18 protein-coding genes are annotated in these 27,000 nt (G+C 74.2%); 12 read left to right on the top strand and 6 right to left on the bottom strand.

Annotated elements, in window-relative coordinates; all coding sequences use genetic code 11:
* Entirely contained in the window at positions 1–1,662 is a 1,662-nt protein-coding gene (locus tag Q3W71_RS00420) for a glycoside hydrolase family 10 protein (protein WP_302917263.1), read from the top strand.
* A 168-nt stretch (positions 1,663–1,830) separates the two neighbouring features.
* The gene (locus Q3W71_RS00415; RefSeq protein ID WP_302917261.1) at positions 1,831–3,108 is read left to right on the top strand and encodes a multidrug effflux MFS transporter; all 1,278 of its coding nucleotides are present in this window, start codon (positions 1,831–1,833) and stop codon (positions 3,106–3,108) included.
* Positions 3,109–3,126: 18 nt separating this feature from the next.
* Here Q3W71_RS00415 and prfH read toward each other — a convergent pair whose 3' ends face one another.
* Both prfH and Q3W71_RS00405 read right to left on the bottom strand, forming a co-directional pair.
* Positions 3,127–3,735 (bottom strand): peptide chain release factor H, encoded by a 609-nt coding sequence (prfH, locus tag Q3W71_RS00410; RefSeq protein WP_302917260.1) that lies wholly within the window; start codon positions 3,733–3,735, stop codon positions 3,127–3,129.
* Positions 3,732–4,919: an RNA ligase RtcB family protein gene (locus tag Q3W71_RS00405; protein WP_302917259.1), complete on the bottom strand. Its 1,188-nt coding sequence runs from the start codon at positions 4,917–4,919 to the stop codon at positions 3,732–3,734. The genes prfH and Q3W71_RS00405 overlap by 4 nt, the downstream gene beginning before the upstream one ends.
* A 296-nt stretch (positions 4,920–5,215) precedes the next feature.
* Here Q3W71_RS00405 and Q3W71_RS00400 point away from each other — a divergent pair, with 296 nt between their 5' ends.
* The 3 genes from Q3W71_RS00400 to Q3W71_RS00390 all read left to right on the top strand — a co-directional run bounded on the left by Q3W71_RS00400 (position 5,216) and on the right by Q3W71_RS00390 (position 9,556).
* Complete coding sequence (locus Q3W71_RS00400) at positions 5,216–5,620, top strand: Fur family transcriptional regulator (RefSeq protein WP_302918684.1); 405 nt, start codon at positions 5,216–5,218, stop codon at positions 5,618–5,620.
* Positions 5,621–5,668: 48 nt separating this feature from the next.
* A complete protein-coding gene (gene katG / locus Q3W71_RS00395) occupies positions 5,669–7,900 on the top strand; it encodes a catalase/peroxidase HPI (RefSeq protein ID WP_302917258.1) in 2,232 nt (743 codons plus the stop codon).
* A gap of 279 nt (positions 7,901–8,179) precedes the next feature.
* On the top strand, positions 8,180–9,556 hold the full coding sequence (locus Q3W71_RS00390; RefSeq protein ID WP_302917257.1) for an NAD(P)/FAD-dependent oxidoreductase: 1,377 nt from the start codon (positions 8,180–8,182) through the stop codon (positions 9,554–9,556).
* A 58-nt stretch (positions 9,557–9,614) separates the two neighbouring features.
* Here Q3W71_RS00390 and Q3W71_RS00385 read toward each other — a convergent pair whose 3' ends face one another.
* The 3 genes from Q3W71_RS00385 to Q3W71_RS00375 all read right to left on the bottom strand — a co-directional run bounded on the left by Q3W71_RS00385 (position 9,615) and on the right by Q3W71_RS00375 (position 16,074).
* Positions 9,615–13,493 (bottom strand): BTAD domain-containing putative transcriptional regulator, encoded by a 3,879-nt coding sequence (locus tag Q3W71_RS00385; RefSeq protein ID WP_302917256.1) that lies wholly within the window; start codon positions 13,491–13,493, stop codon positions 9,615–9,617.
* A gap of 164 nt (positions 13,494–13,657) precedes the next feature.
* Positions 13,658–14,968 (bottom strand): hypothetical protein, encoded by a 1,311-nt coding sequence (locus Q3W71_RS00380; protein WP_302917255.1) that lies wholly within the window; start codon positions 14,966–14,968, stop codon positions 13,658–13,660.
* Entirely contained in the window at positions 14,965–16,074 is a 1,110-nt protein-coding gene (locus Q3W71_RS00375) for a ThiF family adenylyltransferase (RefSeq protein WP_302917254.1), read from the bottom strand. The genes Q3W71_RS00380 and Q3W71_RS00375 overlap by 4 nt, the downstream gene beginning before the upstream one ends.
* A 490-nt stretch (positions 16,075–16,564) precedes the next feature.
* On the opposite strand from Q3W71_RS00375, the gene Q3W71_RS00370 reads away from it, so the two are divergent.
* The 3 genes from Q3W71_RS00370 (at position 16,565) to Q3W71_RS00360 (ending at position 22,031) form a co-directional block, all read left to right on the top strand.
* Complete coding sequence (locus tag Q3W71_RS00370; RefSeq protein ID WP_302917253.1) at positions 16,565–17,491, top strand: hypothetical protein; 927 nt, start codon at positions 16,565–16,567, stop codon at positions 17,489–17,491.
* A gap of 140 nt (positions 17,492–17,631) precedes the next feature.
* Positions 17,632–19,509 carry a Xaa-Pro dipeptidyl-peptidase gene (locus Q3W71_RS00365; protein ID WP_302917252.1) on the top strand — a complete coding sequence of 626 codons (1,878 nt, stop codon included), beginning with the start codon at positions 17,632–17,634 and terminating at the stop codon, positions 19,507–19,509.
* 383 nt (positions 19,510–19,892) lie between these two features.
* Positions 19,893–22,031, top strand: coding sequence for a hypothetical protein (locus tag Q3W71_RS00360; protein WP_302917251.1), 2,139 nt, complete (start codon positions 19,893–19,895; stop codon positions 22,029–22,031).
* A gap of 55 nt (positions 22,032–22,086) precedes the next feature.
* On the opposite strand, the gene Q3W71_RS00355 is transcribed toward Q3W71_RS00360, so the two are convergent.
* The gene (locus tag Q3W71_RS00355; RefSeq protein WP_302917250.1) at positions 22,087–22,899 is read right to left on the bottom strand and encodes an alpha/beta fold hydrolase; all 813 of its coding nucleotides are present in this window, start codon (positions 22,897–22,899) and stop codon (positions 22,087–22,089) included.
* A 72-nt stretch (positions 22,900–22,971) separates the two neighbouring features.
* Here Q3W71_RS00355 and Q3W71_RS00350 point away from each other — a divergent pair, with 72 nt between their 5' ends.
* The 4 genes from Q3W71_RS00350 (at position 22,972) to Q3W71_RS00335 (ending at position 26,949) form a co-directional block, all read left to right on the top strand.
* Positions 22,972–23,655, top strand: a complete 684-nt coding sequence (locus tag Q3W71_RS00350; RefSeq protein ID WP_302917249.1) for a TetR/AcrR family transcriptional regulator — start codon at positions 22,972–22,974, stop codon at positions 23,653–23,655.
* Between the two features lie 395 nt (positions 23,656–24,050).
* Positions 24,051–24,443, top strand: coding sequence for a hypothetical protein (locus tag Q3W71_RS00345; RefSeq protein WP_302917248.1), 393 nt, complete (start codon positions 24,051–24,053; stop codon positions 24,441–24,443).
* A 243-nt stretch (positions 24,444–24,686) separates the two neighbouring features.
* Positions 24,687–26,240 carry an OFA family MFS transporter gene (locus tag Q3W71_RS00340; protein ID WP_302918683.1) on the top strand — a complete coding sequence of 518 codons (1,554 nt, stop codon included), beginning with the start codon at positions 24,687–24,689 and terminating at the stop codon, positions 26,238–26,240.
* Between the two features lie 43 nt (positions 26,241–26,283).
* Positions 26,284–26,949, top strand: coding sequence for a M23 family metallopeptidase (locus Q3W71_RS00335; protein ID WP_302917247.1), 666 nt, complete (start codon positions 26,284–26,286; stop codon positions 26,947–26,949).
* Positions 26,950–27,000: the final 51 nt, after the last annotated feature.

The following is a 27,000-nucleotide window of genomic DNA, read 5'->3' as shown; positions in this document are numbered from 1 at the left end:
ATGCCCGGCCCCGACCCGTCCGCTCCCGCCACCCACCGCCGTCGTACCAGGACGCCGGTCGCGGTGGCCGTCGCGCTCGCCGTGGCGGTGGGGGCCGGCGCCTGGTCGCTGCGGGACCGGGTCGACGGCGACGGCGGTACGCGGGCGCGCGGTGACGCCGCCGTCGTCGGCGTGGCGCCGGACCCGGCGGGCGGCGCCCGCGACTGCGCGGGACGGGCGGCCGGGGCGCCCCGCGAGCTGCGCGGCATGTGGATCACGACGGTGAACAACATCGACTGGCCGAGCCGGCGCGGGCTGCCGACCGCGACCGTGCAGGCCGAGTTCCGGGCCTGGCTGGACCTGGCCGTGCGCAACAACCACAACGCGGTCTTCGTGCACGTGCGGCCGAGCGGGGACGCGCTCTGGCCGTCCAGCTACGCGCCCTGGTCGGAGTGGCTGACCGGCCGCCGCGACGGCCGCGACCCGGGCTGGGACCCGATGGAGTTCATGGTCGCCGAGGCGCACGCCCGCAACCTGGAGTTCCACGCCTGGTTCAACCCGTACCGGGGCGGGCAGCCGGCCACCGTGGGCGGGCCCGGCCCCCGGCTGGACCAGTTGGCGCCGACCCATCCGCTGCGGCGGCACCGCGACTGGGTGGTGACCTATCCCAGCGCCGACCGACCCGGCAGCCGCCTCTACTTCAACCCGGGCATCCCGCAGGCGCGCGCGTTCGTCGAGGACTCGATGCTGGAGGCGGTCCGCCGCTACGACGTCGACGGGGTGCACTTCGACGACTTCTTCTACCCGTACCCGGAGGCCGGGCAGGACTTCCCGGACGACGCGGCGTTCGCCCGGTACGGCCGGGGCTTCCCGGACAAGCACGCCTGGCGCCGGCACAACGTGAACACGCTGGTCCGCGAGATGAGCGAGCGGATCAAGGCGATCAAGCCGTGGGTGAAGTTCGGCATCAGCCCGTTCGGCATCTGGCGCAACAAGCGCACCGACCCCGCCGGCTCGGCCACCGCCGGGTTGCAGAGCTACGACGCCATCTACGCCGACACCCGGCTCTGGGTACGCGAGCAGTGGCTGGACTACGTCGTACCGCAGCTCTACTGGCACATCGGGTTCGACAAGGCCGACTACGCCAAGCTGCTGCCGTGGTGGACGGCCACGGTGAAGGGCACCCGGGTGCAGCTCTACATCGGCCAGGCCGACTACCGGGTGGGCGAGCGCGGCGCCTGGCGCGACCCGGCCGAGCTGGACCGCCAGCTCGCCCTCAACCGCCGGCACGGCGTGCACGGGAGCGTGCACTTCAGCGCCAAGCAGGTGCGCGCCGACAAGCTCGGCGCGGTGAGCCGCTATCGCGCGGCGCACTACGCGGGCCCGGCGCTGCTGCCCACGATGGCGCAGCTGCCGGCGGCGCCCCCGGCCGCCCCGACGGTCACCGGGACGCGGCGGGCGGACGGCGGCGGTGTCGAGCTGGCCTGGCGCGGCGACGGCGCGACCAGCTTCGCCGTCTACCGGGTGGACGGCGACGCCGCCCGGCTCGTCGGCACCACCCGGGACACCGGCTGGGTCGACCGCACCGCCCCGGCCCGGGGGCCGCTCACCTACTGCGTGTCCGGCCTGGACCGCAGCGGGAACGAGGGCGGGCTCAGCGCGCCGGCCGCGGTCGCCGGCTGACGCGGCGGCCGGACCGGGAGGGTCCGCTCGGGGGCGGGCGCTCGCGCTGTGACCTGCGTTACCTCGGGTCGGACCGGGAATCAGATCATCGGATCCGGATTTGGAGTCAGGTGTGACTCCTGAGCTGTTTCCCGCCCGACTGCCCGCCGACCGCCCGGAATCGACCCGATGAGCGCCGTCGTCGAGGTTCCGGAGGCGGCCCCGCCGACGCCCGGTGACCTGATGAGCACCCGGCAGCGCCTGCGGCTGGTCCTCGTGCTCGGGTCGCTGATCGCGGTCGGACCGTTGACGATCGACATGTACCTGCCGGCGCTGCCCGCGATCGTCGCCGACTTCCACACCACGTCGGCGGCGGTCCAGCTGACCCTCACCGGCACCCTGGCGGGCCTCGCCCTCGGCCAGTTGCTGATCGGCCCGCTGTCCGACGCCGTCGGCCGCCGCAAACCGCTGATCGCCGGCATCGCGCTGCACGTCGTGGCGTCGCTGCTCTGCGTCGTCGCACCGAACGTCACCGTGCTCGGTGTCCTGCGGGTGGTGCAGGGCCTCGGCGTCGCGGCCGCCTCGGTGGTCGCCATGGCGGTGGTCCGCGACCTGTTCAGCGGCGCGGCCTTCGCCCGGCTGCTCTCCCGGCTGCTGCTGGTGATGGGAGCCGCGCCGATCCTCGCGCCGACCCTGGGCGGCGGGCTGCTGCGCTGGACCGACTGGCGCGGCGTGTTCGTGGCCCTGGCGGCGTTCGGGGTGCTGCTCGTCGTGGTCGCCGCCCTCGGCCTCCGGGAGACGCTGCCGGCCGATCGGCGCCGGCCCGCCGGGGTGGCCGCGACGGTCGCCGTCTACCGCTCGCTGCTGCGGGACCGGACCTTCGTGGGCCTGGTCCTGGTCGCCGGACTGGCCATGGCGGCCCTGTTCGCCTACGTGGCCGGGTCGTCGTTCGTGCTCCAGGAGCAGTACGGGCTGGACGAGCAGCAGTTCGGCCTGGCCTTCGGCGCCGGGGCGGTCGGGCTGATCGCGGCGACCCAGTTCAACGTACGGCTGCTGCGCCGCCATCCGCCGCAGCGGATCCTCGTCGTGGCCCTGGGCGTGGGGACCGCGGCGGGGCTGGCGCTGCTCGCCGTCGCCGCCACCGGGTTCGGCGGGCTGCCGAGCCTGCTGGTGTCGCTCTGGGTGGTGCTCGCCGCCGCGGGCCTGGCGATGCCGAACGCGCCGGCCCTGGCGCTGTCCCGGCACGGGGAGGCGGCCGGAACCGCGTCCGCGCTGCTCGGCGCCGTGCAGTTCGGCGTCGGCGCGCTGGCCGCGCCGCTGGTGGGCGTGCTGGGCACCGGCGCGGTGGCGATGGCCCTGGTGGTGGCCGGTGGCATGGTCGCCGCGACGGCGGTGCTGCTCGTGGTGGTCCGGCCGGCCCGGCTGGCCGAGCTGGGGTCGGAGCCGATCGTCGTGGCGGCGCACTGACGACCGGCGCGCCGGCGGTCACGGGCGTTCGACCCGGGTGGGGTTGCCGCGGACGAGTTCGTCGTGGACCCGCCAGCGGGCGGCGGTGACCGCCTGCCGGGCCGCCTCGTCACCGCGCTCGACGCGCTGCCGCAGCAACTGGACGGCGATCCGGCGGTTGAGGCTGAACCGCCGTTCGGTGTCGACCACGACGACCTGGCCCGACGGGCGGTGGGTCGCCCGCACCGCCGTGCTGACCTTGTTCCGGTGCTGGCCGCCGGGGCCGCCGGTGCGGCAGGCCACGATGTCGACGTCCGCTTCGGTGAACGTCGTGGTCGGGGCGTCGAGCGGGCACGGGTGGGCGATCACGTACCAGTTCTTCCGGCCGGCGCTCGGCCGGTACGGGCTCGGCGCCTGCCAGCACAGGGTTCCGGTCCACGACGCGGCGAACGGCTCCGCGCCGGCGCCGGCGATCCGGATCAGGACCGACCGGTAGGTGTCGCGCCGGTCGCCCGGCACCGTCCGGAGTCGACCGGTGGTCAGGCCGTGCCGGGTGGCGTCGGCTTCCAGCCGGCGCAGCAGCCGACCCAGCGCCCAGGCGCACTCCCGCGGGCCGCGTCCGGCGGAGATCAGCAGGTGGACGGTCACGGCCGGCCCCGCCGCCGACGGTCGTCCCGGCGGTTCGGCCGGGCTGCCGATCCGACGTCGGCGGTCTTGTAGGTGACCAGCGGAACCGTGGTGGCCACGGGCGTGGCCAGGCCGTGGTCGGCGAGGTCGCCGATCACCCGCTCGATCCGCTTGTAGGCGGTGGGCGCCTCCTCGAAGAGCAGTTGGCGGTCACCGCAGACCACCAGCGACCCCACCGGGGTGCGGCGCAACTCCTCGACGGTGTGCTTGGCCCGGCCCCGGCGCAGGGCGTCGGCGCGCGACATCTTCCGCCCCGCGCCGTGCGCCACCGAGTGGTTCGCCTCCGGCCCGGCGTGGGTGAACACCAGGTAGGAGGGGGTGCCGCGGGTGCCGGCGACGAGCACGTCCCGCCCGTCGCCCGGCGCCGCGCCCTTGCGGTGCAGGTAGACCCCGTCGTGGACCTCGACCAGGTTGTGGCACTGGTCGAGGACCGGCTCGGTGGGCTCCGCGCCGAGGGCGTGGGCCACCCGGGCGGCCAGCAGCCGCCGGTTGAGCGAGCCCCACCGTACGGCGTCGTCGTGCGCCGCCAGGTAGGTGGCGGGGTCCGGGGCGGGGCCGGCGCCGTGGACCTCGGTGTGCGCCCGCAGGATGCGCTCGCCGAGCCCCCGGGAACCGCTGTGCACGACGAGCACGAGGTCGCCGGCGTCGAGCCCGAGCCGGCTCGCGTGGCCCGGTTCGAAGACGGTGCCGATCCGGGCCAGTTCGACGAAGTGGTTACCCCGGCCGACCGTCCCGAGCCCCTCGACGTGACCGGCGGGCAGGTCGCCCGGCACGACCGCCCAGGCCGGGTCGTCGGCGTCCCGGTCCGGGTCGAGCGCCCGGTCGAGGTCGGGAAACCGGGCGGCCAGCCGCTCGGGCACGGCGCGCTTGAGCGCGATCGGGAAGACGGCGATGCCGCAGCCGATGTCGGAGCCCACCAGGAACGGATACAGCACCGTCGAGGTCATCGCGGCGCCGATCGGGGCGCCCTTGCCGGGGTGCAGGTCCGGCATGCCGGCGACGTGGATCATGCCGGCGAGGGCGGCCACCTGGTGGCACTGGGCGACCGCGGCGGACTCGATCCAGCTCGTGGGGGAGGCGAAGACGGTGACGGTGGCAGGGCCGGGCGGCGGCAGGGGCTCCTGCCGCACGGGGTGCTGGGACAAGGACGCTCACTTCCCGACGGGAGAGGGATGGACGGACGGAGGCGGCACCGGTCGGCGCCGGGCGGCCTCGGGCGGGGTGGGTCCGTCAGAACGTCATGGCTGTCACCCTGCCGGAGCCGGCCGTACGGCGGCAAGCGACTTTCGGCGGCGGACGGACGCCCCGCCGCCACAGCCCGCTGACCTCGCGCGGCGGGCGGCCCCGGCGGGGTCCCGGGTGGCGTCCGACATTCTTTCTTGACTCATTCCAGAAAACCGGCCACACTTCCGGCGTGACCACGGCTCTGGACCTCCAGCAGATGCTGCGTGGGGCCGCGTTGCGCGTGACCCGCCCCCGGGTGGCAGTGCTGAACGCGGTGCACGCGCATCCGCACGCCGACACGGACTCGATCATCGGTGCCGTGCGCCGGGACCTCCCCGAGGTCTCCCGCCAGGCGGTGTACGACGTGCTGCGCGCGCTGACCGCGGCGGGTCTGCTGCGGCGCATCGAGCCGCCCGGCTCCGTGGCCCGCTACGAGGCGCGTACCGGTGACAACCACCACCACGTCGTGTGCCGGTCCTGCGGCCTGATCGCCGACGTCGACTGCGCCGTCGGCGCGGCGCCCTGCCTGACCGCGTCCGACGACCACGGCTTCGCCATCGACGAGGCCGAGGTCGTCTACCGGGGCCGCTGCCCCGACTGCTCCACCGCTGGCAACTCCTGATCCCACTGTTCCCCCCACCACGGAAGGAAAGCGTTGTCCGAGAACCCGATGTCCGAGCACCACGAGGCCGTCGTCCACGACGCGGAGGCGGGTAGCGAGTCCCGCTGCCCGGTCGCGCACGGCCGCGCCCCCCACCCGACCCAGGGTGGCGGCAACCGCGCCTGGTGGCCGGAGAGCATCAACCTCAAGATCCTCGCCAAGAACCCCGCGGTGCGGAACCCCCTCGGCGAGGAGTTCGACTACGCCAAGGCGTTCCAGAGCCTCGACCTGGCCGCGGTGAAGCGGGACATCGCCGAGCTGCTGACGACCTCGCAGGAGTGGTGGCCGGCCGACTTCGGCCACTACGGGCCGCTCATGATCCGGATGGCCTGGCACAGCGCCGGCACGTACCGGATCAGCGACGGCCGGGGCGGCGCCGGTGCCGGCATGCAGCGCTTCGCGCCGCTCAACAGCTGGCCGGACAACGCGAACCTGGACAAGGCCCGCCGCCTGCTCTGGCCGGTCAAGAAGAAGTACGGCCAGAGCATCTCCTGGGCCGACCTCATGATCCTCGCCGGCAACGTCGCCCTGGAGTCGATGGGCTTCAAGACCTTCGGCTTCGCCGGCGGCCGGGCCGACGTGTGGGAGCCGGAGGAGGACGTCTACTGGGGCCCCGAGACCACGTGGCTGGGTGACCAGCGCTACACCGGCGACCGCGAGCTGGAGAACCCGCTCGCCGCGGTGCAGATGGGGCTCATCTACGTCAACCCCGAGGGCCCGAACGGCAACCCCGACCCGCTCGCCTCGGCCCGGGACATCCGCGAGACGTTCCGCCGGATGGGGATGAACGACGAGGAGACCGTCGCGCTGATCGCCGGCGGCCACACCTTCGGCAAGACCCACGGCGCCGGCCCCGCCGACCACGTCGGCCCGGAGCCGGAGGCCGCCCCGATCGAGCAGCAGGGCCTGGGCTGGAAGAGCAGCTTCGGCACCGGCAAGGGCGCCGACACGATCACCAGCGGCATCGAGGTGACCTGGACCTACCACCCGACCCGGTGGGACAACGAGTTCTTCCACATCCTGTTCGCCTACGACTGGGAGCTGGTGAAGTCCCCGGCGGGCGCCAACCAGTGGCGTCCGAAGAACGGCGCGGGCAGCGACATGGTGCCGGAGGCGCACGACCCGACGAAGCGCCGCGAGCCGCGGATGCTGACCAGCGACCTCGCCCTCCGGTTCGACCCGATCTACGAGCAGATCTCGCGGCGCTTCCACGAGCACCCGGAGGAGTTCGCGGACGCCTTCGCCCGGGCCTGGTTCAAGCTGACCCACCGCGACATGGGCCCGATCCAGCGCTACCTCGGCCCGGAGGTCCCGTCCGAGGTCCTGGTCTGGCAGGACCCGGTCCCGGCGGTGGACCACGAGCTGGTCGACGCCGACGACGTGGCCGCCCTCAAGGCGCAGATCCTCGCCTCCGGGCTGTCGGTGCCCCAGCTCGTCTCCACCGCGTGGGCGTCGGCGTCGACGTTCCGGGGCGGCGACAAGCGCGGCGGCGCCAACGGCGCGCGGATCCGCCTGGAGCCGCAGAACAGCTGGGAGGTCAACAACCCCGACGAGCTGGCCCGGGTGCTGCACACCCTGGAGGGGATCCAGCAGGCGTTCAACGCCGCCCAGACCGGCGGCAAGAAGGTCTCGCTCGCCGACCTGATCGTGCTCGCCGGCGGCGCCGGCGTCGAGCAGGCCGCCCGCAACGCCGGCTTCGACGTCGAGGTTCCCTTCACCCCGGGGCGCACCGACGCGACCCAGGAGCAGACCGACGTGGAGTCGTTCGCCGCGATGGAGCCGACCGCCGACGGCTTCCGCAACTACCTCGGCAAGGGCAACCGGCTGCCGGCCGAGTTCCTCCTGGTCGACAAGGCGAACCTGCTGACCCTGACCGCGCCCGAGATGACCGTCCTCGTCGGTGGTCTGCGCGTCCTGGGTGCCAACCACCGGCAGTCGCCGCTGGGCGTCTTCACCACGAACCCGGGCTCGCTGACCAACGACTTCTTCGTCAACCTGCTCGACCTGGGCACCACGTGGCGGGCGACGTCCGAGGACGCGAACACGTTCGAGGGCGTGGACGCCGCCACCGGCGAGGTCCGGTGGACCGGTACCCGCGTCGACCTGGTGTTCGGCTCCAACTCGGAGCTGCGCGCGCTCGCCGAGGTCTACGCGGGCGACGACGCGCGGGAGAAGTTCGTCCGGGACTTCGTCGCGGCGTGGGTCAAGGTGATGAACCTGGACCGGTTCGACCTCGTCTGATCCCGACGGAGCGGGCCGGCCGGCGTACCCGCCGGCCGGCCCGCTCGTCGTCGGTCGGGTGGTCGGCCGCCCGGCAGCGGTGCCACGGGACGGCGGGGCGACCGGGGGTGGTTGCGGGACGCCTGATTTGTCGCATACCCGTCCGGGCGGTGCCCCGTGCCTGTGCGAGGATCGACGGGCGTCACGTCGACCGGCTCGCCCGCCGGTCCGCCCACGCACGATCGCCGGCCGCCAGGCAGGTGAGCAGCGACCACTCCTCGTACCTCCTTGGAGAGCACCATGTCCCTCTCGCCGGCCCGGGTCTTCGCGGCGCTGAACCAGGTGCGACCCCCGCAGCGGTCGTGGCCGGTGCTGGGCAAGGCGGTGGTGGTCGGCGGCAGCGTCGCGGGGTTGCTGGCCGCGCGGGTGCTGTCCGACCACGCGGAGAGCGTCGTCGTCCTCGACCGGGACGACCTGCACGTGCCCGGCGGGCGGCCCGGCGTGCCGCAGGGCACGCAGCTGCACGCGCTGCTGCCCGGCGGCTTCCTCCAGCTCGAGCAGCTGTTCCCGGGCTTCCGCGAGCAGGCCCTGGCCCAGGGGGCGGTCGAGGCCCCGCCGGCGGCCCGGCGGAGCTATCTCGACGGTCGACGGAAGGTGGTCGTCCCCGACGACGCCGACAGCCTGGCGGGCAGCCGGCCACTGCTGGAGGGGCTGATCCGCCAGCAGGTGCTACGCCTGCCCAACGTCAAGACGGTCACCGCCCGGGCCACCGGTCTGGTGATCGACGGGGCCGTCACCACCGGGGTGCGCTTCGACGTCGGCGGGATGTCCGGCGTGGAGAGCGGAGATCTCGTGGTGGACGCCATGGGGCGGTCGAGCCGGCTGTCCGACTGGCTGGAGCGGGCCGGTTGGGACCGGCCGGTCACCCGGCGGATGCCGGTGCACCTCAACTACGCGACGGCCCTGTTCCGCCGCCGGGAGGCCAACCCGGCCCTGACTGTCGTCATGGCGCTGCACACCCCGAGGATGTCGTCCGACGTGGCCGGGGCCGCGTTCTTCGCCATCGAGGACGGCCGGTGGATGGCCATGATGGCCGGTTACGGGGACCACCGGCCGGGGTGTACCGCCGAGGACTTCGTCCGCCGGCTGCGCGAGCAGTTCCCGCCGGAGTTCGGCGAGGTCGCCGACAGCGAGCTGCTCGGCGACGTGCAGACCTACCGCCATGCCGACAGCCGGCGGCGGGAGTTCGCCGCGTTGGAGCGGTTCCCGGCCGGGCTGGTCAGCGTCGGCGACGCGGTGGCGTCGTTCAACCCGGTGTACGGGCAGGGCATGACGGCGGCGGCGCTGCACGCCGCCTGCCTGTCGACGTACCTGCGATCCCGGCCGGACCTGCGGGTGCCCGCGCGCCGGTTCCTCGCCCTGCAGAAGGTCGTGGTCGACGCCGCCTGGTCGATGTCGACCTCCGCGGACCTGGCACTGCCGCACGTCGACGGGCCCTACCCGCGCGGCTACCGGCTCTCCAGCTGGGTCAGCCGGCAGATCGTCGCGGCGACCGTCACGCACGTGCCGACCGCGCGGCGCTTCAACGAGGTGGTCTCCATGCGCGCGCACCCGCGATCGCTCGCCACCCCCGGCGTGGTCCTGGGCGCCCTGCGCGCCAACCTGCGCGCCCGCTGACCGGGTCACCGCCGGGTCAGCGCCGGGTGGCGCCGGGTCAGCGCCGGGTGGCGCCGGGTCAGCGCCGGGTGGCGCCGACCTGGAGACCGTTCCCGGTCATCCGGGCCGGGCGGCGGCGGTCGGCCGGACCTGCCGCCCGGGGATCCGGGTCGCTGTCGGCCAGGAAGTTCTCGATCCCGGGATCGCGGCCGGTCACGCAGTTGTCCAGGATCTCCCGCGCGGCGGACCGGCTCGACTCGGCGAGGCCGACGTCCCCGGTCATCTGGTGAACCCGGGCGGACTGCCGCAGCACGATGCCGTACAGGAAGGGGCGGCCCAGGCCCTCGGCGAGGTGACCGGCGCGGTGCAGGTCGGCGAGGGCGGCCTCGGCTTCACCGCGGCGCACGGCCACCTCGGACCGGACGATCAGGCCGTGCCACTCCGCCTCGCCGTATCCCACCTCGCGGGCCTCGGCGATGCCGCGGTCCAGCCACCAGCGGGCTTCCTCCGCCCGGCCCTGCCGCACCAGGGCCCGGCCGACCGACACGCGGGTCATCGCCAGGAACCGGTCACCCAGCGCCTGCCGGACCTTCAGCGCCCGGCGGGAGAAACGTTCGGCGGCCGCCGGGCGGCCCAGGACGTCGTACGCCTCGCCGAGGTTGTGCAGGCTGATCGCCAGGTTGAAGTCGTTACCCGTCCTGCGGTGCAGCCGGTACGCCTGGACGAAACACGAGACGGCTTCGGCGGGCTGGTCGATCTCGTAGCGGATCAGGCCGATGAGCTGCAACGTGGTGGCCTGCAGCGGGTCACCGATCCGCTGCCGGATGGCCAGTGCGGTGCCGAGATGCGCCAGCGCCTCCTCCGGGTCACCGAGACGGTGCCGGGCCAGCCCCAGCGAGGTCAGCGCGAGCGACTCACCCCACGGATCGCCGCCGGCGGCGTCCCGGGCGAGCGCTGCCAGCTCGCCGAGTTCCGTCCAGCGGGACCGGGGCGCCAGGTAGTGGTTGATCGACCGCAACAGGTCCAGGGCCGCCGTGCCGGGATGACGGCGGGCGACCGCCAGCAGCGTGGGGAGCTCGCGCTCCAGCCAGCGGTTGGCGGCCGCCGGGTCGGGAAAGGTCACGGCGTGCGGCGACTCGACCGGACCGCGGTCCAGCGGTCCGGGCCGGACGGCGTTGGCCGCCTCCCAGGCGGTCGCCACGTAGTAGGCGATGACGCGCTCCGCGGCGGCGCGGGTCTGCTGACCGGACCCGTCGCCCCGGGTGAGTTCCTGACCGGTGAGGCGCAGCAGGTCGTGCAGCCGGTACCGGTCGGAGTCGAGCGGCTCCAGCAGTTGCAGTTCGACCAGGCGCTCGGCGACGGCCTCGGCCCGGGCCGGCGGTACGTCCAACAGCGCGGAGACCGCGGCGGCGTCGAACGGCTGCACGGCCAGCTCGGCCAGCAGCCGGAACGCCTGAGCCGCCTGCTGGTCCACCGGGTTCCCGGATTCCTGCAACTGCTGGTATCCCGACCGCAGGCAGGCCCGGACGCTGAACTGCGGAAGCTCCAGCAGGTCCAACCGGTTGCGGTCGTCGGTCAGCCGGTCCGCCAGCCGGCGCAGCGGCAGCGTCGGGTGAGCGGCCAACCGGGCACCGACCACCCGCAGCGGCAACGGCAGGTGCTCGCACAACCGGCCGAGCCGGGCGGCCTGCTCCGGCTCCGCCGCCACCCGTTCCGCGCCGATCAGCTCGGCGAGCATCCGTACGGACTCGGCGGGTGACAGCGGGCCGACCGGCACGTGCGTGGCGCCGTCCAGCGAGTTGAGCATCATCCGGCTGGTCACCAGCACCAGGCAGTCCGCCGACGCGGGCAGCAGCGGCGCGACCTGGTTCGCGTCGATGGCGTTGTCGAGCAGGATCAGCACCTTGCGGCTGGCCGACAGGGACCGGAACTGGGCGACCGCCTCCGCCTGGTCCCCGGCGATCGCGGAGGCGGGAAGGCCCAGGCCGGTCAGCAGGCGGGTCAGCGCCGCGAGCGGAGTCAGCGGGGTGAGCGCCGGGGTGGAACCCTGCAGGTCCAGGTAGAGATGGCCGTCCGGGAACCGGTCGGCGAACGTGTGCGCCAGCCACACCGCCAGGGTCGACTTCCCGGAGCCGGCGGGGCCGTTGAGGGCGAGCACGGCGGGGCGCGCCCGGGCGCGGGACGCCCCGGCGGCCAGCCGCAGGGCGGTACGCTCCCGGACCCGGCCGACCAGGACGGCGGGCGCCGGCGGCAACTGCCGCGGTCGGACCCCGGCCGGTTCCGCCGCCGGCGCCGGACCGGTGACCGGGGCGCCGGGCGCCCAGAGGGTGCGGTCCTGGGTCAGCACCGCCCGGTGGGCCTGCCGCAGATCCGGCCCCGGTTCGATGCCGAGCTGCTCGCGCAGGGCCAGCCGGGCCCGTTCGTACGCCGCCAGCGCGCCCGCCGGGTCACCGGCCTGGCTGAGCCCGTTCATCAGCAGGGCGTGCGCCCGTTCCCGGGTCGGATTGGCGGCGACGTGCCGGCGCAGGAGCGGCACCGCGTCGCCGGCCCGATCCAGTCGCAACAGCAGGGCGGCCTGCTCCTCCACCGCGGCGGTGAACTCCGCGTCCAGTTGCGCCGTGTACCAGCTGAGCAGCGGTCCGGTGCGAACGTCGGCGAGCGTCACGCCGCGGCGCAGCGCGAACGCCCGGTCCAGCAGGGTCAACGCCTGCTGGTGGTCGTTGGTGGCGCGGGCGGCCCGGGCCGCCTCGGTCAGCCGCCGGAAGGTCTGGGCGTCGAGCTGTCCCGGCGCCAGGTGCACGGCGTAGCCGCTCCGGGCGGGCACCAGCAGGTCCGGCCCGGTCGGGCCGAGGTGGCGCCGGATGGCGTCGACGCACTCGCGCAGCTCGGCGTGGGCCGCCGGCGGCGGATCCATGCCCCAGATCTCCTCCGCCAGGGTGTCGAGATCCACGGCTTCGCCGGCCCGCACCAGCAGGCAGGCGAGCACGACGCGGGACCGGGGCGGGAGGGCCGGCAGCGCCGAGCCGTCCCGTTCCACCCGCAGCGGGCCGAGCAACCCGAACCACAGCACCTCGGCGGCCGGCGCGGGACGTGGCTCCGCCGGCGCGGTCCCGGCCGGGCGGCCGGCGTCGGCGGCCGGCCGGTCCGCCGGCCTCGACCCGGAACCACCACGGATCTCCCGGGGCTCCCTGGGCGGTTCGGGCACGGCCTGGAGGCTGGGATCGTTGCGCAGGATCAGGTCGCGCAGCCGGGTCAGCTCCGGCGCCGGGTCGACGCCGAGTTCCTCGGCCAGGCGGCGGCGGAGCTGGTCGAAGCGGTCCAGCGCCTCGCCCGGCCGGTTGGTCAGGTACAGCGCCCGCATGAGCCGGCCGACCAGCGGCTCGCGCCACGGGTACGCCTCGACGAGTTCCAGCAGCCGGCCGATCACCTCGTCGTACCGGCCGAGGCCCAGTTCGAGATCGAGGCACCGCTCGACCACGGTCATCCGGCGCTCGTCGAGCCGTTGGGCGGCGGCGGTCAGCGCGCGCGTCCGCAGGCCGTCCAGCGCCGGACCGTGCCACAGCGCCAGCGCCTCCCGCAGGCTGGCCACGGCCGCCTCCGGCGCGCCCTGGTCGACGTGCCGGTCGCTCTGGCGGACCCGTGCCTCGAAGACGTCCAGGTCGAGCTGACCGTCGGCGACCGTGAGCAGGTAGCCGGAGCCCTGGGTGCCGATGACGTCGGCGGGTAGTCCCGCCGCGCGCATCGCCCGCCGCGCGGCGGCCACCCGGTTGCGGACCTGCACCTCGGCGCTCGCCGGGGGATGGTCGCCCCAGGCGGCGTCCACCAGCCGGCGCACCGGTACCAGCCGGTTGGCCTCCAGCAGCAGCGCGGCCAGCATGGCCTGGCTGCGCGGGCCGCCCGTGCGCACCGGCCGGTCGTCGACGCGTACCTCGACCGGACCGAGCAGCCGGAACGTCACCGCTGGCACCTGTTCGCCCTCCGAAGCGCCGGTCAGGGCGACCACCAGCCGTGGACCGGGGTCGCCGCGTCTGGCTCGACAGTAGGCGAGGGCGGGAAATAGGCAACGTGAGGAGTCCGGGTGGGGTGGCGGCCGGCCCGCCGGGCGGGCCGGCCGGCGACCGGTCAGCCGGCCGGGACGGCCTCGGCCCCCGACACGTCACCGGCGCGGGACGGTGGCCGGCGACGCCGGGCGTGCCGGCGGTAGAGCGTGCCGAGGAAGATCGCCTGCAACGTGCCCTCGACGGCGAGGACGAGGGCGCCGTCGACGGCCGGCAGCAGGCCGCCACCGGTCGCGCCGGCGACCACCGCCGAGCCGGCCTGGACCGCCCCGTGCAGCAGGATCGGCAGCCCGAAGCCGGCGAAGCTGGCCAGCGCGACAGTGCTGCCGAGCACGACCGCCGCCGAGTAGATCCGCACCGCGCGGCGCTCGTACGGCGGCAGCTCGGCGCTCGGGTCCGCCCCGGCCGCCGCCACCCGGCCGGGCAGCGCCGCGTGGCCGCACCGGCGCAGCAGGTGCCGGGCGTACGCGAGGCCGTCGTGGAACAGGTTGCGGCACCGCAGCAGGTCGAGCAGGACGAAGTAGAGGTCGGTGCGCATGTAGACGTGCAGTTGCACCGCCATCGACATGACGATCACCAGCACGACGGCCGCCAGCAGCCGGGCGACCAGCGGGTGCGGCTCGGCGTACGCGATCACCAGCAGCGCGCCGCAGACGACCGCGAGGTCCCAGAGCAGCCCGCTGAGGTAGACCCGGTACCGGTGCCGGCGCGGCACCGACCAGATCGCCGTCACGTCGGTCTCCAGCACCAGATGGTGCAGCCGGGTCGCGAACCGGATCCGCGCCGGTGCGCCCAGCGAGCGGGCCGCGACCAGGTGACTCAGTTCGTGAACCGTCACCGTGACGGAGAAGAGCGCGGTGTTCACGAGCACGGCGAGGCCGACGTAGTCGGTCCAGAAGAAGTCCCGGTACGAGGGCAGCAGCTCGGGACGGCGTACGACGGTGACCAGGGTCGCCGCGACCAGCGCCAGGTAGGCCAGCTTCGCCGCGGGGCTGAACAGCCAGGCCACCTGCCGGGCCCGCAGGCCCGGCAGGTGCGGCCGGAGCCGGCGGTGCGGGTCGACGACCCGCCGGCCGTCGATCTCGGCGACCATGCCCGCCTCGCACAGCGCCTCCACCAGGTCCACGACGTCGACATCGACGTCGTGCTCGGTGGCGAGCCGGTGCTCGGCCGCGCCGATCGACAGCCCGGAGTCGAGCAGTCCGACCGCCCGGGCGCCGATCGCCGGCAACTCCACGAACGCGCCGACGTCCGGCCGACCCACCACCACCGCGTCGGGGTCGTCGTCGGACGGCCGGCCACGCAGTGGGTGGAACCGGACCCGGCTGCCGGTCGTCGCGGCCGGCTCTGCCCGCGCCGTCTCCGTGCCGGTCACGTCCTCGCCCTCAGCGTTGACGGCCCGCAGGAGGGGCAGTCGGGGTCGCGTGGCACCTCCACGAAGTACTGGTGGTCCCAGCGTGCGACGTTGTGGTGGAAGACCCGCCCGGCGACCTGCCGCGGCAGCCCACCGAGGTGGTAGAGGACCTCCAGCGCGCACAGGTGCCCGGTGACGTTGGCGCTCGCCGCGATGACGGCGTTGGGTCGCTCCAGCTCGATCAGCGGCGTGCCGTCGGTGTAGAACTCGTGCTGGTCCTGCCGCCGGCACATGCAGGTGTAGCAGCCGGTCCGATCCGGCAGGAACGAGCCGACGACCGTCATCGGGCCGGTGTAGAGGGCCATGAACCAGGGTGTGCGGGTGCGCAGCGCCGCCTCGTTCGTCCAGCTCTGGATGAGCTGCACGGGCTTGTCCGCGCAGAGCACGAAGGCGTCGCGGTCGGCCATCAGCGGGGCGAGGTCCGCGGCGGCGCGCACCTGGCACTCCTCGCCGGTCACCTCCACCCCGGAGTTCATCGCCCGCAGCCGCTCCACCGCGACCTTCACCTTCGGCTGGCCGACGTCGCGCTCGGTGTAGAGCAGCTGGCGGGTCAGGTTCGGCTCGTCGACGACGTCGAAGTCGACGCAGTGCAGGCTGCCGACGCCGCTGGCGACCAGGCCGGCGGCCACCGCGGTGCCCGTGCCGCCGAGGCCGAGCAGGGCCACGCGGGCCCGCCCGATCCGCGCCTGGACCTCGTAGGGCGACCGGCGCGGAATGGGGTCGATCCAGGAGTAGAAGTGCCGCGCGCGGTCGTACCGGGCGGCGGCCTCGCGCGGGAAGCCGTCGGGCAGCGGCGCGCCGGCGTCCTCGACGAACCCCTGCTCGATGAGCTGGTCCACCACCTCCCGGACGCTCTCCTCGTCCAGATCCGGGTGGGTGGCGGCGAGATCGGCACAGACCTGGGCCAGGTCGCGGGTGCCGTCCAGCAGCGCCAGGATCCGGGCTACGCTGCCCTCCTCGTCGTCCTGGATCTTGGCGGCGACGCCGTACTGCATCAGCCCGATGAGCAGTCGACTCCCCGGCAGGCGGTACGGCTGATGGACACGCTTGACACGTGGCCTGAGCATGGGCATCCGCGACCTCACAACCCTCGCTGGGACAGGGGCGCCCGCGCCGGCCGGGAAGGACCGGAGCCCGGACGAAACCTGGTCTGGAGACGGCACTTCGGTCGCTACCCCCGATATTCCGTAGCGACCGAAGCGCCGTCGCCGGATCAGCCGCCGACGGCGTCGCGGACGCCCGTCGTCTCCAGCTTCTCCAGCTTGCGGACCTTGAGCGCCAGCTTCTTCGTGCCGGTCTGCTCGACCTTGGCCTTCTCCATGGCATGCCTCCTCGGGTCGCATCGCCTCCCGGTCACCCCGGCAGGTGAACCCCACCCTGTCGCCCGCCGTCATCAGCTCGACACAAGTCGATCATCAACGATCGGCCGCGACCGTCGCGGCGGTGAGTTCGCCAGCGCTCCGGTAGGTGCTCGCCTGCCCGCGCGGGACGGCGGCGCGGCGACCGCGATCCACTGGTGGCGGGAGAGCCGACCGATCGCGTGGTTGGATGTGCGCCGTGCGGCTGTCTGCTGGAACGGTGTGCTGGTCGGTGGTTGCCGGCGCGGTGGTGGTGCACGTACTCGGGGCGCTGTCGGACGCGCCGGTGCTCGCCGGGCAGGCGACCGGGGTGGCCCTCGCCGGGCTCGCCGCCATCGTGCTGCTCGGCGGCGGGCGGGGGCGTGTCCTGGTGGCTGCCGGTGCCGGCGTCCTCGCGGTCGACGCCGCGCTGTCGGCGCGCGGCGTGGGCGGGCCGAGGTACCTGTCGCCGTTCTACGCGCCGCTGGGCGCGCCCGAGCCGTACTCCGTCGGCGCGGATCTGGCCTGGCTGGGGGAGGCGTTGTCGGCGCAGCTCACCGCGCACTGGCCGATGGTGCTGGGCACCTGGTTGATCTGCGGCGGCACGGTGGTGACGCTGGCCGACCGGCCGCGGACCGAGGCGCGCTGGCCGCGCCGCGTCGCCTGGGCCGTCGTCGCGGTGGTGGCGGCCGTCCTGCTCGTCGACGTCGACGGCGGGACGCTGGCCCGGCGGCTGGTCACGCTCGGCGCGCGGGTGCCGACCATGGTGGCGGTCGCCGCCGGGCTGGCGGTGCTCGTGGTGGCCGCCGGCCGACGGTGGCGCTCCGGGGTGCCGGCCGTGCTGGGCGGTTTGCTGCTGGTCACCGCCGTGCTCGCCGCCGACCTGGCGGGCGCGGGGCCGGCCCGGCCGATGGTCTGGCAGGCGGCAGAGGTGGTCACCGGGGGCTCGGCGTTCCTGGAGCCCGGGTACCGCCGGGAGGCGGTGGTCGCCGTGGCGATCGGCCAGCCCTCGTCGCCGGGGCCGGTCACGGCACCGCTGCCGGCGTTGCTGCCGGTCCTCGCGGTCGCGCTGCTCGCGCTCGCGGTGCCCGGCCGGCGCCGCAGCGGGGCCGTCCGTGGTGACGGCCCCGACGCGACCGGCGACTGAGGGCGGCGGGCGCGCGGCCGCCGTGAATGGACGGATCGGCGATGGATCGATCGACGGGACTGCCGCCCACGCCCGCCATGTGACATGTTCGGGGGCACCCCTGGCCGACCGTGGCCACGGCCCGACGAAGGGAGCCGCGCGTGCGTCGATCCCCCTATCTGGCCCTACTCGGCGTCGGCGTGTCCGGCGCGTTGCTGCTCAGCGCCGCCCCGGCGGCGGCCCGACCCGCGGCCGCCCCACCATCCGGCATCGTGGTCGTCGACGGCATGACCCAGCCGGTCTTCTCGCTCGCCGACGCGATCGAGGAGCGGGTGTACGTGCAGACCACCGTCGACACCGACCACGACGGCCGGCTCGACCGGGTGGCGATCGACATCTCCCGGCCCCGGGAGACCGCCACCCAGGGGCTCAAGGTGCCGGTCATCTTCGAGCACAGCCCGTACCGCAAGGACGTCTGGGGCGACGTGCCGTACCCGAGCGTGCTGGTGGACGAGCTGCCGCAGAACGGGCTGACCCGCGGCTCCGGGCTGCGGGCGCTCGACCTGGGCGTGCAGCGCGCCGGGGCGAAGGCCAACCTGCCCGGCTCGCTGGACGACTACTACGTCCCGCGCGGCTACGCGGTGGTGCTCGGCCAGAGCGTCGGCACCGGCGACTCCGACGGCTGCCCGACCAGCGGCGACCACGCCGAGACGCTCGGCACCAGGGCGGTCGTCGACTGGCTGAACGGGCGGGCGCCGGGGTACGACGCGAACGGCGCGCCGGTCACCGCCGGCTGGACCACCGGCGCGGTCGGCATGACCGGCGTCTCCTACAACGGCACGCTGCCCAACCAGGTGGCCACCACCGGGGTCGAGGGACTCCGCACGATCGTGCCGGTCGCCGCGATCAGCAGCTGGTACGACTACTACCGGGCCAACGGTCTGGTCGTCGCGCCGGGGACGTTCCAGGGCGAGGACACCGACGTCCTGGCCCGGTTCACCGCCGGCCGGGCCCGGGCCGAGGGTCCCTGCGCCGACGAGATCGCCCGGCTCACCGCGGAGCAGGACCGGGTCACCGGCGACTACACGAGCTTCTGGCGGGACCGCGACCACCTCGACGCCCGGCGCGTCGAGGCGAGCGTCTTCGTGGTGCACGGCCTCAACGACTGGAACGTGAAGACCGAGCACTTCGCCGGCTGGTGGGACGAGCTCGCCCGGCGGGACGTACCGCGCAAGATCTGGCTGCACCAGGGCGGGCACGGCGGCCCGGGCAGCAACGCGTCGGTGACCCTGCCCGACGGCCGGACCTGGACATACAAGCAGACCGAGAACCGCTGGTTCGACTACTGGCTCTGGGGCGTGCGCAACGGAATCATGGAGGAGCCGACCGCGGTGGTGCAGCGGGAGAACCGCGTCTACACCACGTACCGCAACTGGCCCGACCCGGGCGCCCGCGCGGTCGCCCTGAAGCTGGCCGCGACCGACGCCACCGGACCGGGCATGCTCACCACGGGCGGGCGGCCACAGGGGAGGGTCGAGCAGAGCTTCGTCGACGAGGGCCGGACCATCCACCCGGACGCCCTGGTGGCCAACCCGGACGCGGCGAGCCCGAACCGGCTGGTCTACCGGTCCCCGGCGCTGAGCCGGGACGTCCGCATCTCCGGTCGCCCCGAGATGCGGTTGCGGATGGCCATCGACAACAAGCCGGACGCGAACCTCACCGTGTACCTGGTCGACTACGGCCCGGCCGGCTCGACCGCCACGCCGACCGTGGTGACCCGGGGCTGGATGGACCCGCAGAACCGCAACGACCCGGCCCGCACCCAGCCGGTGAAGCAGGGCAAGCGGTACGACTACCGGTGGACCCTGGAGCCGAAGGACTACGTCTTCCCGGCCGGCCACCGGATCGGGGTGGTCGTCTTCTCCAGCGACCAGGAGTACACCCTGCTGCCGCTCGGCGGCACCCGGCTGCGGGTCGCGCCGGGCGACAGCGAGCTGCGGCTGCCGGTGGTCGGGGGCAGGGCCGTCCTCGGCTTCTGAGCCGGCCCCGAGCCGCGGGGGGCGACCGGCGGCTTCAGGTGACCGGCGGTCGGCTGTGGCACTGACCGAGGTGGGGCGGTTCCGGCGGGTCGGAATCGCCCCACCGGGCCGTCCGGTGGCCGCCTGGTCAGGCCCAGCCCCGCCGGTTGCGGCGTCCGCGACGTTCGCCGCCCGGCGTCGGGCCGCCGGCTACGAGGGCACTGATCCGGATCTGCCCACCGCCCGTCCTCGGACGGTGCCGGACGGGGTTGCCGGCCCCGGAGCCAGGCCCCTAGTGTGTCGGCAATCTCGCCGGCTTCACGGTTCCACGGCTCACGTCTCGTCCCCGGTCGGGTTCCGCCGGTCGGTTCCTTCGTCATCCTTCGATCCCACGGGGTGTCCACGTGCGCAGAATTCGCACCTTTCTCGGCGTACTCGCCGCCGGGGCGTGTGCCACGGCCCTGCTACCGGGGATGGCGCTCGCCGCGCCCACCGCCCCGTACACCGCCTTCACCGTCAACCTCGGCGAGCACGCCCCGCTGTCGGTGGGCGGGTCCGCCGCCTACGACGACAGCTCCGCGACGATGCGGGTGGGGACCGAGCCCGGCGGGTCGTTCCTCATCGAGGCGGTCGTCCCCGGCGACGCCACCGACCATCGGACCAACCTGGTCACCGAACCGCCGGCCGGTGGCCCCTGGGAGGTGGGGCGGACCTACCCGACCGCTCCGCTGTCCGACGCCACCCACGCCCGGCTCGACCTCACCTCGACCGCTCGCCGCAGCTGCGCGGAGAGCACCGGCACGATCACCGTGCAGGAGGTGCGGCAGGACCCGACATCGAGAGCGGTGGAGGTGTTCGCCGCCGTCTACCGGTTCACCTGTGCCGGCCAGCCCGCCCCGATCACCGGCGAGATCCGGTTCAACTCCTCGTTGGACTACGTGGCCGCGGTGCCCGACCGGTCCCGGCTCGCGTTCGAGCCGGTGCGGGTCGGCGAGTCCCGGTCGACGTCGGTCGAGTTCGGTTCCGACGGCACCGCGGACGTCCAATTCGGTGCCGCCACCCTCGCCGGCGCCGATCCCGGCGCCTTCACGATCAGCGAGGACGCCTGTTCCGGACGGGTCCTGGCGCCCGGATCCAGCTGCCGGGTGGTGGTGACCTTCCGACCCGACCGGGTGGCCCGCAGCACCGCCCTGCTCCAGTTGCCCGACAACGGTCCGGCCGGCCGGCAGGCGGTGCCGATCGAGGCGACCGTCACGGACGGCGCCAAGGGCACGTACTACCCGGTCGGTCCGGCCCGGTTGCTGGACACCCGGTCGGGGCTCGGTGGACGCCAGGGCAAGCTCGGTCCCGACTCGTCACTCGTGCTCCAGGTGGCCGGACGCGCCGGGGTGCCGGGCACCGGCGTCGCCGCCGCCGTGCTCAACGTGACGGTCACCGGTCCGACCGCCGGCAGCTTCCTCACCGTCTATCCCGCCGGCGGGCCCCGGCCCACGGCGTCGTCGGTCAACTTCGCGAAGGACTGGCTCGGCTCCAACAGCGTCACCGTCCAGCTCGACCCCAGCGGGCGGATCTCGATCTACAACCGGGCCGGCAGCACCCATGTGGTGGTCGACGTGGTCGCCTTCTACCAGGGAGCCAGCGTCGCGCCCGCCGGTCTGGGCCAGGGCGGGCAGTACCGCCCGGTGGCGCCGGTCCGGCTCTTCGACAGCCGTACGGACCACCGGGGCGCGCTGCCCGCCGGGGCGGCGCTCAACGACTGGGTGGACTTCGCCGACTTCGGCGCGGTGGACTACAACGGGCACGTCAAGGCGCTCGTCCTCAACATCACCGCGGTCCAGCCGCTGAAGGACGGCTTCCTCACCGCCTGGTCCGGCGAGGACGCTCCGCCGGTGATCTCCATGGTGAACTACCGGGCGGGCAAGGTGGTGCCGAACCTGGCGTACGTCACGACCCAGCGCTGCCCCCTGGTCGCCTGCGGGGCGGAGGACGCCGCCCGCTACATGATCTACAGCTCCGCCACCACGCACCTGGTGGTCGACCTGGTCGGCGTGATCGACGACGGTCTGGTCGCCGACGGCCTGCGCTTCCGCGCGAACGCCCCGGTGCGGATCGTGGACAGCCGGATGGGGATGCGGCTGCGCACACTCGGTTCCGGCGAGACCGGCCGGGTGGACCTGGCCAGCGGTCCGCCGCCCGGCCTGATCGACGCGGCCACCCAGGTGCTGGCCACCAACGTGACGGCGGTGGCCCCCGAGCGGAACACGGTGTTCACCGTCTGGCCGGCCGACGCCGGCGTGGCGAAGCCGGCCTCCAGCAACCTGAATCCGGAGGCCGGCCAGATCGTCTCGAACGGCGTGCTCGCCGGGATCGGGCCGCGGGACGCCTTCCACGTGCACAACCTGACCGGACGCGCGGATGTGGTCGTCGACGTGGTCGGCGGCTTCTACCTGTACCCGGGCACCGCCAGCGCCGCGGGCGCCGTGGCCGGCCTGGCCGGACCGGCGGCGGTCACGCCGGGCGGCGGGGAATACGTCCGCCGCTGAGCCGCCGACCGAACGGGGGCGCGCCGGTCCCGCCGGTGCGCCCCCGCCGCGCGCCTCACGCCGTCGCGGTCAGGAAGGCCACGAGCGGGTCGACCAGTCGGGCCGGCGCCCGGTTGATGCCGTCGTGGCCGCAGCGCGGCACCGGCAGCACCCGCATCCGCGGCAGGGCGGTGGCCAGGGCGGCCGCGATCTTCGGGTAGTACGGCGGCCCGGCCTGCCCGTAGGCGAACAGCACCTCCGCGTTCACGCCCGCGTACTGCTCGGGCGCGCCGCCGTGCGCCGCGACCAGGGCGGTCTCGTCGAGGGTGATGTCGAGCAGTTCGCTCATCTGCCGCCCGATCCGGGTGCGCAGGAAGAGCCGGCAGAGCGCGGTCTGCGCGCCGAGCGGCAGTCGGGACGCCGGGAGGTGCGGGTTGGCGGCGGCGCCGACGATCGCCATCGCGCGGGCGGGGTCGCCGGCGCGCAGCGCGGCCCGCGCCGAGGCGATGAACTCGCCGGTGAGGATGCCGTCGACCGAGACGGCCGGGTCGTAGAGCGCGAGCCGGGCGATCGGCAGGGTGAGCGCGGCGCGCAGCGCGATGAAGCCGCCCGAGCTGTGCCCGACGACGGTGCGGGCGCCGGTGTGCGCGAGCACCGCGCCGAGGTCTTCGATCTCCTGCGCCACCGTGTACGGCTCGCGGCGCGCGGGGGCGTCCGCCCGGCCGCGCCGGTTGTAGAGGTGCACGGTGCAGCGTTCGGCGAGGGCGGTGGCCAGCCTGCGGTAGGGCTCGATGGTGACCCCACCGCCGTGCACCACGACGACGTCCGGCCCGGCGCCGGTGGAGTGCAGCACGATCTTCTCGCCGTCCGGGGCGATGATCCGGTCCATGGTGTTCCGCCTTCCCCGCGTCTCCGCGTTGGCCAAAAACTGCGAACGGCGTTTGCAGTTTACAGTGGATCGGTGAGCGACGCAGCCCCGAAATCCGGCCACTCCCAGCGGGAGTCGATCTGGCGCCGACCCGAACGTGGCACCCGGGGCCCGACCCCGGCCCACAGCCGGGACGACATCGTGGCCGCGGCGATCGCCATCGCGGACGCCGACGGGCTGGCCGCGGTGTCGATGCGGGCGGTCGCCACCCGACTGGAGACCGGTGCGGCCTCGCTCTACCGGTACCTGTCCTCCCGGGACGACCTGCTCGACCTGATGGCCGACCGGGTGGCCGCCGAACTGCGGCCGTATCCGGAGCCGGAGGGGGACTGGCTGGACGCGATGCTGCGGATGGCCCGCGCCCAACGGGCCGTGCACGAGCGGCACCCCTGGCTGTCGGAGTTGAGCCAACGGGCCTCCGCGATCGGCCCGGAGGCACTGGCGTTCTTCGACGCCTGCCTGCGGATCATGGCACCGGTCCCGGCGACGCCGGTCGCCAAGTTCGAGGCGATCGGCGTGATGAACGGGATCTCCATCCTGTTCGCCCGCAAGCGGACGGCCGGGGAGGGGTTCACGTTCGCCGGCCTCGACGTCGGTCCGTACCCCCATCTGGTGGCAGCCCTGACCCAGCCGCCCGCCGCACCCCCGGCCACGGACCTCTTCGAGCGGGCCCAGCGGAGCCTGCTGTGCGGCCTGCTCGCGACTGACCCCGCCTGAGCCGTGCCGCGCGGCACGTCGACGCCGGACGGGGTGCACACCACGGAGACCGCGCGCACCCGCCGCCGGGTCACGACACGCACCTACCAGCCGCGCCGAAGCACCGAGGTCCGTGCCCGGGCATAGTCGGCCGCCCGCAGGGGTAGAAGTACATCACTGCGCCGGCGGTGGCTGGCGGCAACGTCGCCGGGCCAGCCAGGGCTCGACCTCCCCGCCGGCGGTGCACCCGACGTAGCGCGAGTGGAGGCGGTCACCATGATCTTGTTGAACGGATGCGTAGCTCGGCAGGCGGCGCTGCCCGGGACGTCCGGCAGCGTGCCGGCCCGGCGCCCGTACCCGGTGGTCACGTCGCGCCGGCGGCACGGCCCGGCCAGTTGTCCGGGGCGGTGACGGCGATGTCCGCACTGCCCACCACCCGACTGGAGTTCGCCACCCCGTCGATTCCCCGTGAGTACGTGGCGTATCTGCAGTCCAGGCTGCTCGAGGCGGAGGCCAGCCTGGCGGCGATGACCGAGAAGTACGACCGCACCAAGGCCCGCTTCGACCGCTGCTGCGCGCGCCGGGGCATCGACCCGGAGACGGACATCGTCAACTACATCAACTCCAAGTCGATGAACCCGGAGCTCAAGTACTGGTACGCCAAGGTCGAGCACTTCCAGCGCGAGTTGACCGCGTACGGGGCGGCGCTGACCGGGCTCGAGGCCGCGCGCCGGATGCTCGGCGCCGACGGCCGGACGGAGAACGTCCGCCGAGGCAACGGCCGGCGCGGCCTGAGCCGGGTCACCTGACGGTCGCCCGACCGGCCCCGCGGACCTCGCCGCTCGCGCGTACCCCCGCGAGCGGGCGGGGTCCCGCCGGATGCCTGCCACCGGCCGACCATCGTGCGCCCGTCGCGCCCGGGCGGTCCCGCCGCCTGACGTGGGATGAACCGGCGCTGTCCGGGTACCCCGCCGTGTCCTGTCGCGGTGGGACCTGCCACGGCCGTCGCACCGCGGACCGCCCGTTCGCGCGCAGGAGGTGCGGAAGTGCCCGTGTTGGCCGCGCTCGACCCTCGGCACACCGTCGCGCCCCCCGGATACAGCCGGTGGCTGATCCCGCCGGCCGCGCTCGCTGTGCACCTGTGCATCGGCCAGGTCTATGCGACCAGCGTGTACAAGAACTCGCTGATCGCCCGGTTCGACGTCAGCCAGACGGCGATCGGCGTGATCTTCAGCATCGCGATCGTGATGCTCGGTCTCTCGGCGGCGGTCGGCGGCACCTGGGCCGAGCGCAGCGGGCCCCGCAAGACGATGTTCACCTCCGCGTGCTTCTGGGCGGCCGGCTTCCTGATCGGCGCGCTCGGCATCGCCACCCGGCAGCTCTGGCTGCTCTACCTGGGCTACGGCGTGATCGGCGGCATCGGGCTCGGCATCGGCTACATCTCGCCCGTCTCCACGCTGATCAAGTGGTTCCCGGACCGACCCGGGCTGGCCACCGGTCTGGCGATCATGGGATTCGGCGGCGGCGCGCTGCTCGCCAGCCCGCTGTCGCGCCAGCTGCTCTCCCTCTACGACCCCGGCTTCGACCCGGCCAGAGCGGGGGCCGTGGCCTCGGGCGGCGCGCTCGTGGGGCTCTTCCTCACGCTCGGCATCGGCTACTTCGTGATCATGATGTTCGGCGTGTTCAACGTGCGGGTGCCCCCGCCGGGTTGGCGCCCGGCCGGCTTCGATCCCTCGTCGGTGGCGCGGAAACCCATGATCACCCGGGCCAGCGTCTCGGCCGCGAACGCCATCCGCACCCGCTCGTTCTGGCTGCTCTGGATCGTGCTGTTCACCAACGTGACGGCCGGTATCGGCATCCTCGAACAGGCCGCACCGATGATCCAGGACTTCTTCCGGGACAACGGGGTGTCGGCGGTCTCGGTCGCCGCGGCCGGCGGCTTCGTGGGCCTGCTGTCGCTGTTCAACATGGCCGGGCGCTTCGTCTGGTCGACGACGTCCGACCTCATCGGCCGCAAGCCGATCTACGTGCTCTACCTCGGCCTCGGCATGGTGCTGTACACCCTGCTGGCGGTGGTCGGACAGAACGCCACCGTGCTGTTCGTGCTCCTGGCCGGCGTCATCATCTCCTTCTACGGCGGCGGTTTCGCCACCGTTCCCGCCTACCTGCGGGACCTGTTCGGCACCCACCAGGTCGGCGCCATCCACGGCCGGCTGCTGACCGCCTGGTCCGCCGCGGGCGTGGCCGGCCCGCTGATCGTCAACGGGATCCTCGACACGCAGGGCAAGCCGGGCACCCTCACCGCGTCGGCCTACCGGCCGGCCCTGTTCACCATGGTCGGCGTGCTGGCCGTCGGTTTCATCGCCAACCTGCTGGTCCGCCCGGTCCCGGAACGCTTCCACGAACCGGACACCGGCGGCGCCGTGCCGGTGGCGCCGGCCGAGAAGACCGACCCGGTCGCGCTCGGGCCGCAGAGCCGACCCCCGGCGCAGGCCGTCGGCACGCAACAGGCCCGGCTCTGGATCTCCTGGGCGCTGGTCACCGTGCTGCTCGGGTACGGCGTCGTGCAGACCCTGACCACCGCGGCGAAGCTCTTCACGGAATGATCCGCCGCGCCACCCGGGAGCCGGAGCCTTGCCGGCGTCTGCCATGCTTCGGGCGGTGACGACCGGCCACCCTCCAGCCCGACGCCGCACCCGCCGCCACGCCCGCAGACGCAACCTCCGGTGGATCCTCGCGCTCGCCGCGGCCCTGGCGCTCGTCGCCGTCGCGGTGGTCGTGGTGCCGCTGCTGCGGCCGCCCGGCCCGCGTCCGCTCTTCCAGCTCCCGGTGGCCTGCGGGGAGACCTGGCAGCTCGGCACCTACCCCGGCCACGACGACTTCGACGTCGACCTGTTCCCCACCACCGGCGAGGCGTGGGGGAGGCCGGTGCTCGCGTCCTACGCCGGCACGGTCACGGTCGCCGGGATCAACGGCTCCCTGGGCGGGCGTACCCCGGACAACCCGAACGGCCCGCGTGGCCGGGGCGGCGGTTACTGGGTGAAGATCGACCACGGTGGCAAGTGGGAGACGCAGTACCTGCACCTGCTCGAACCGCCGCTGGTCGCCGAGGGCCAACGGGTCGCCCAGGGCCAGCAGATCGGCCGAGTCGGCAGCACCGGCAACTCCGGCGCCCCGCACCTGCACTACGAGCAGCGCCGCGGCTGGGAGAAGGTGGAGACCTACTTCGACGGCCAGCCGTCGGGCATCACGAACGACGACACCGAGTACACCGTCACCCGCAAGAGCAACAACTGCGCCGCCGGGCAGCCGTAGCACCGTCGGCCGCCCGCACCCGCCTGTCCCCGGTCATGGGCCGGGAGAGGC

Source organism: Micromonospora sp. C28SCA-DRY-2, assembly GCF_030519475.1.
GTDB lineage: Bacteria > Actinomycetota > Actinomycetes > Mycobacteriales > Micromonosporaceae > Micromonospora.
The sequence above is the reverse complement of the archived record's forward strand: the minus strand, read 5'-3'. Positions and strand labels throughout refer to the sequence as shown.

Coding starts and splice junctions, on each gene's coding strand:
- Q3W71_RS00415 (WP_302917261.1), top strand. CDS start 1,831: ATGAGCGCCGTCGTCGAGGTTCCGGAGGCGGCCCCGCCGACGCCCGGT.
- Q3W71_RS00420 (WP_302917263.1), top strand. CDS start 1: ATGCCCGGCCCCGACCCGTCCGCTCCCGCCACCCACCGCCGTCGTACC.
- Q3W71_RS00390 (WP_302917257.1), top strand. CDS start 8,180: ATGTCCCTCTCGCCGGCCCGGGTCTTCGCGGCGCTGAACCAGGTGCGA.
- Q3W71_RS00345 (WP_302917248.1), top strand. CDS start 24,051: ATGTCCGCACTGCCCACCACCCGACTGGAGTTCGCCACCCCGTCGATT.
- Q3W71_RS00355 (WP_302917250.1), bottom strand. CDS start 22,899: ATGGACCGGATCATCGCCCCGGACGGCGAGAAGATCGTGCTGCACTCC.
- Q3W71_RS00335 (WP_302917247.1), top strand. CDS start 26,284: ATGCTTCGGGCGGTGACGACCGGCCACCCTCCAGCCCGACGCCGCACC.
- Q3W71_RS00400 (WP_302918684.1), top strand. CDS start 5,216: ATGCTGCGTGGGGCCGCGTTGCGCGTGACCCGCCCCCGGGTGGCAGTG.
- katG (WP_302917258.1), top strand. CDS start 5,669: ATGTCCGAGCACCACGAGGCCGTCGTCCACGACGCGGAGGCGGGTAGC.
- Q3W71_RS00375 (WP_302917254.1), bottom strand. CDS start 16,074: ATGCTCAGGCCACGTGTCAAGCGTGTCCATCAGCCGTACCGCCTGCCG.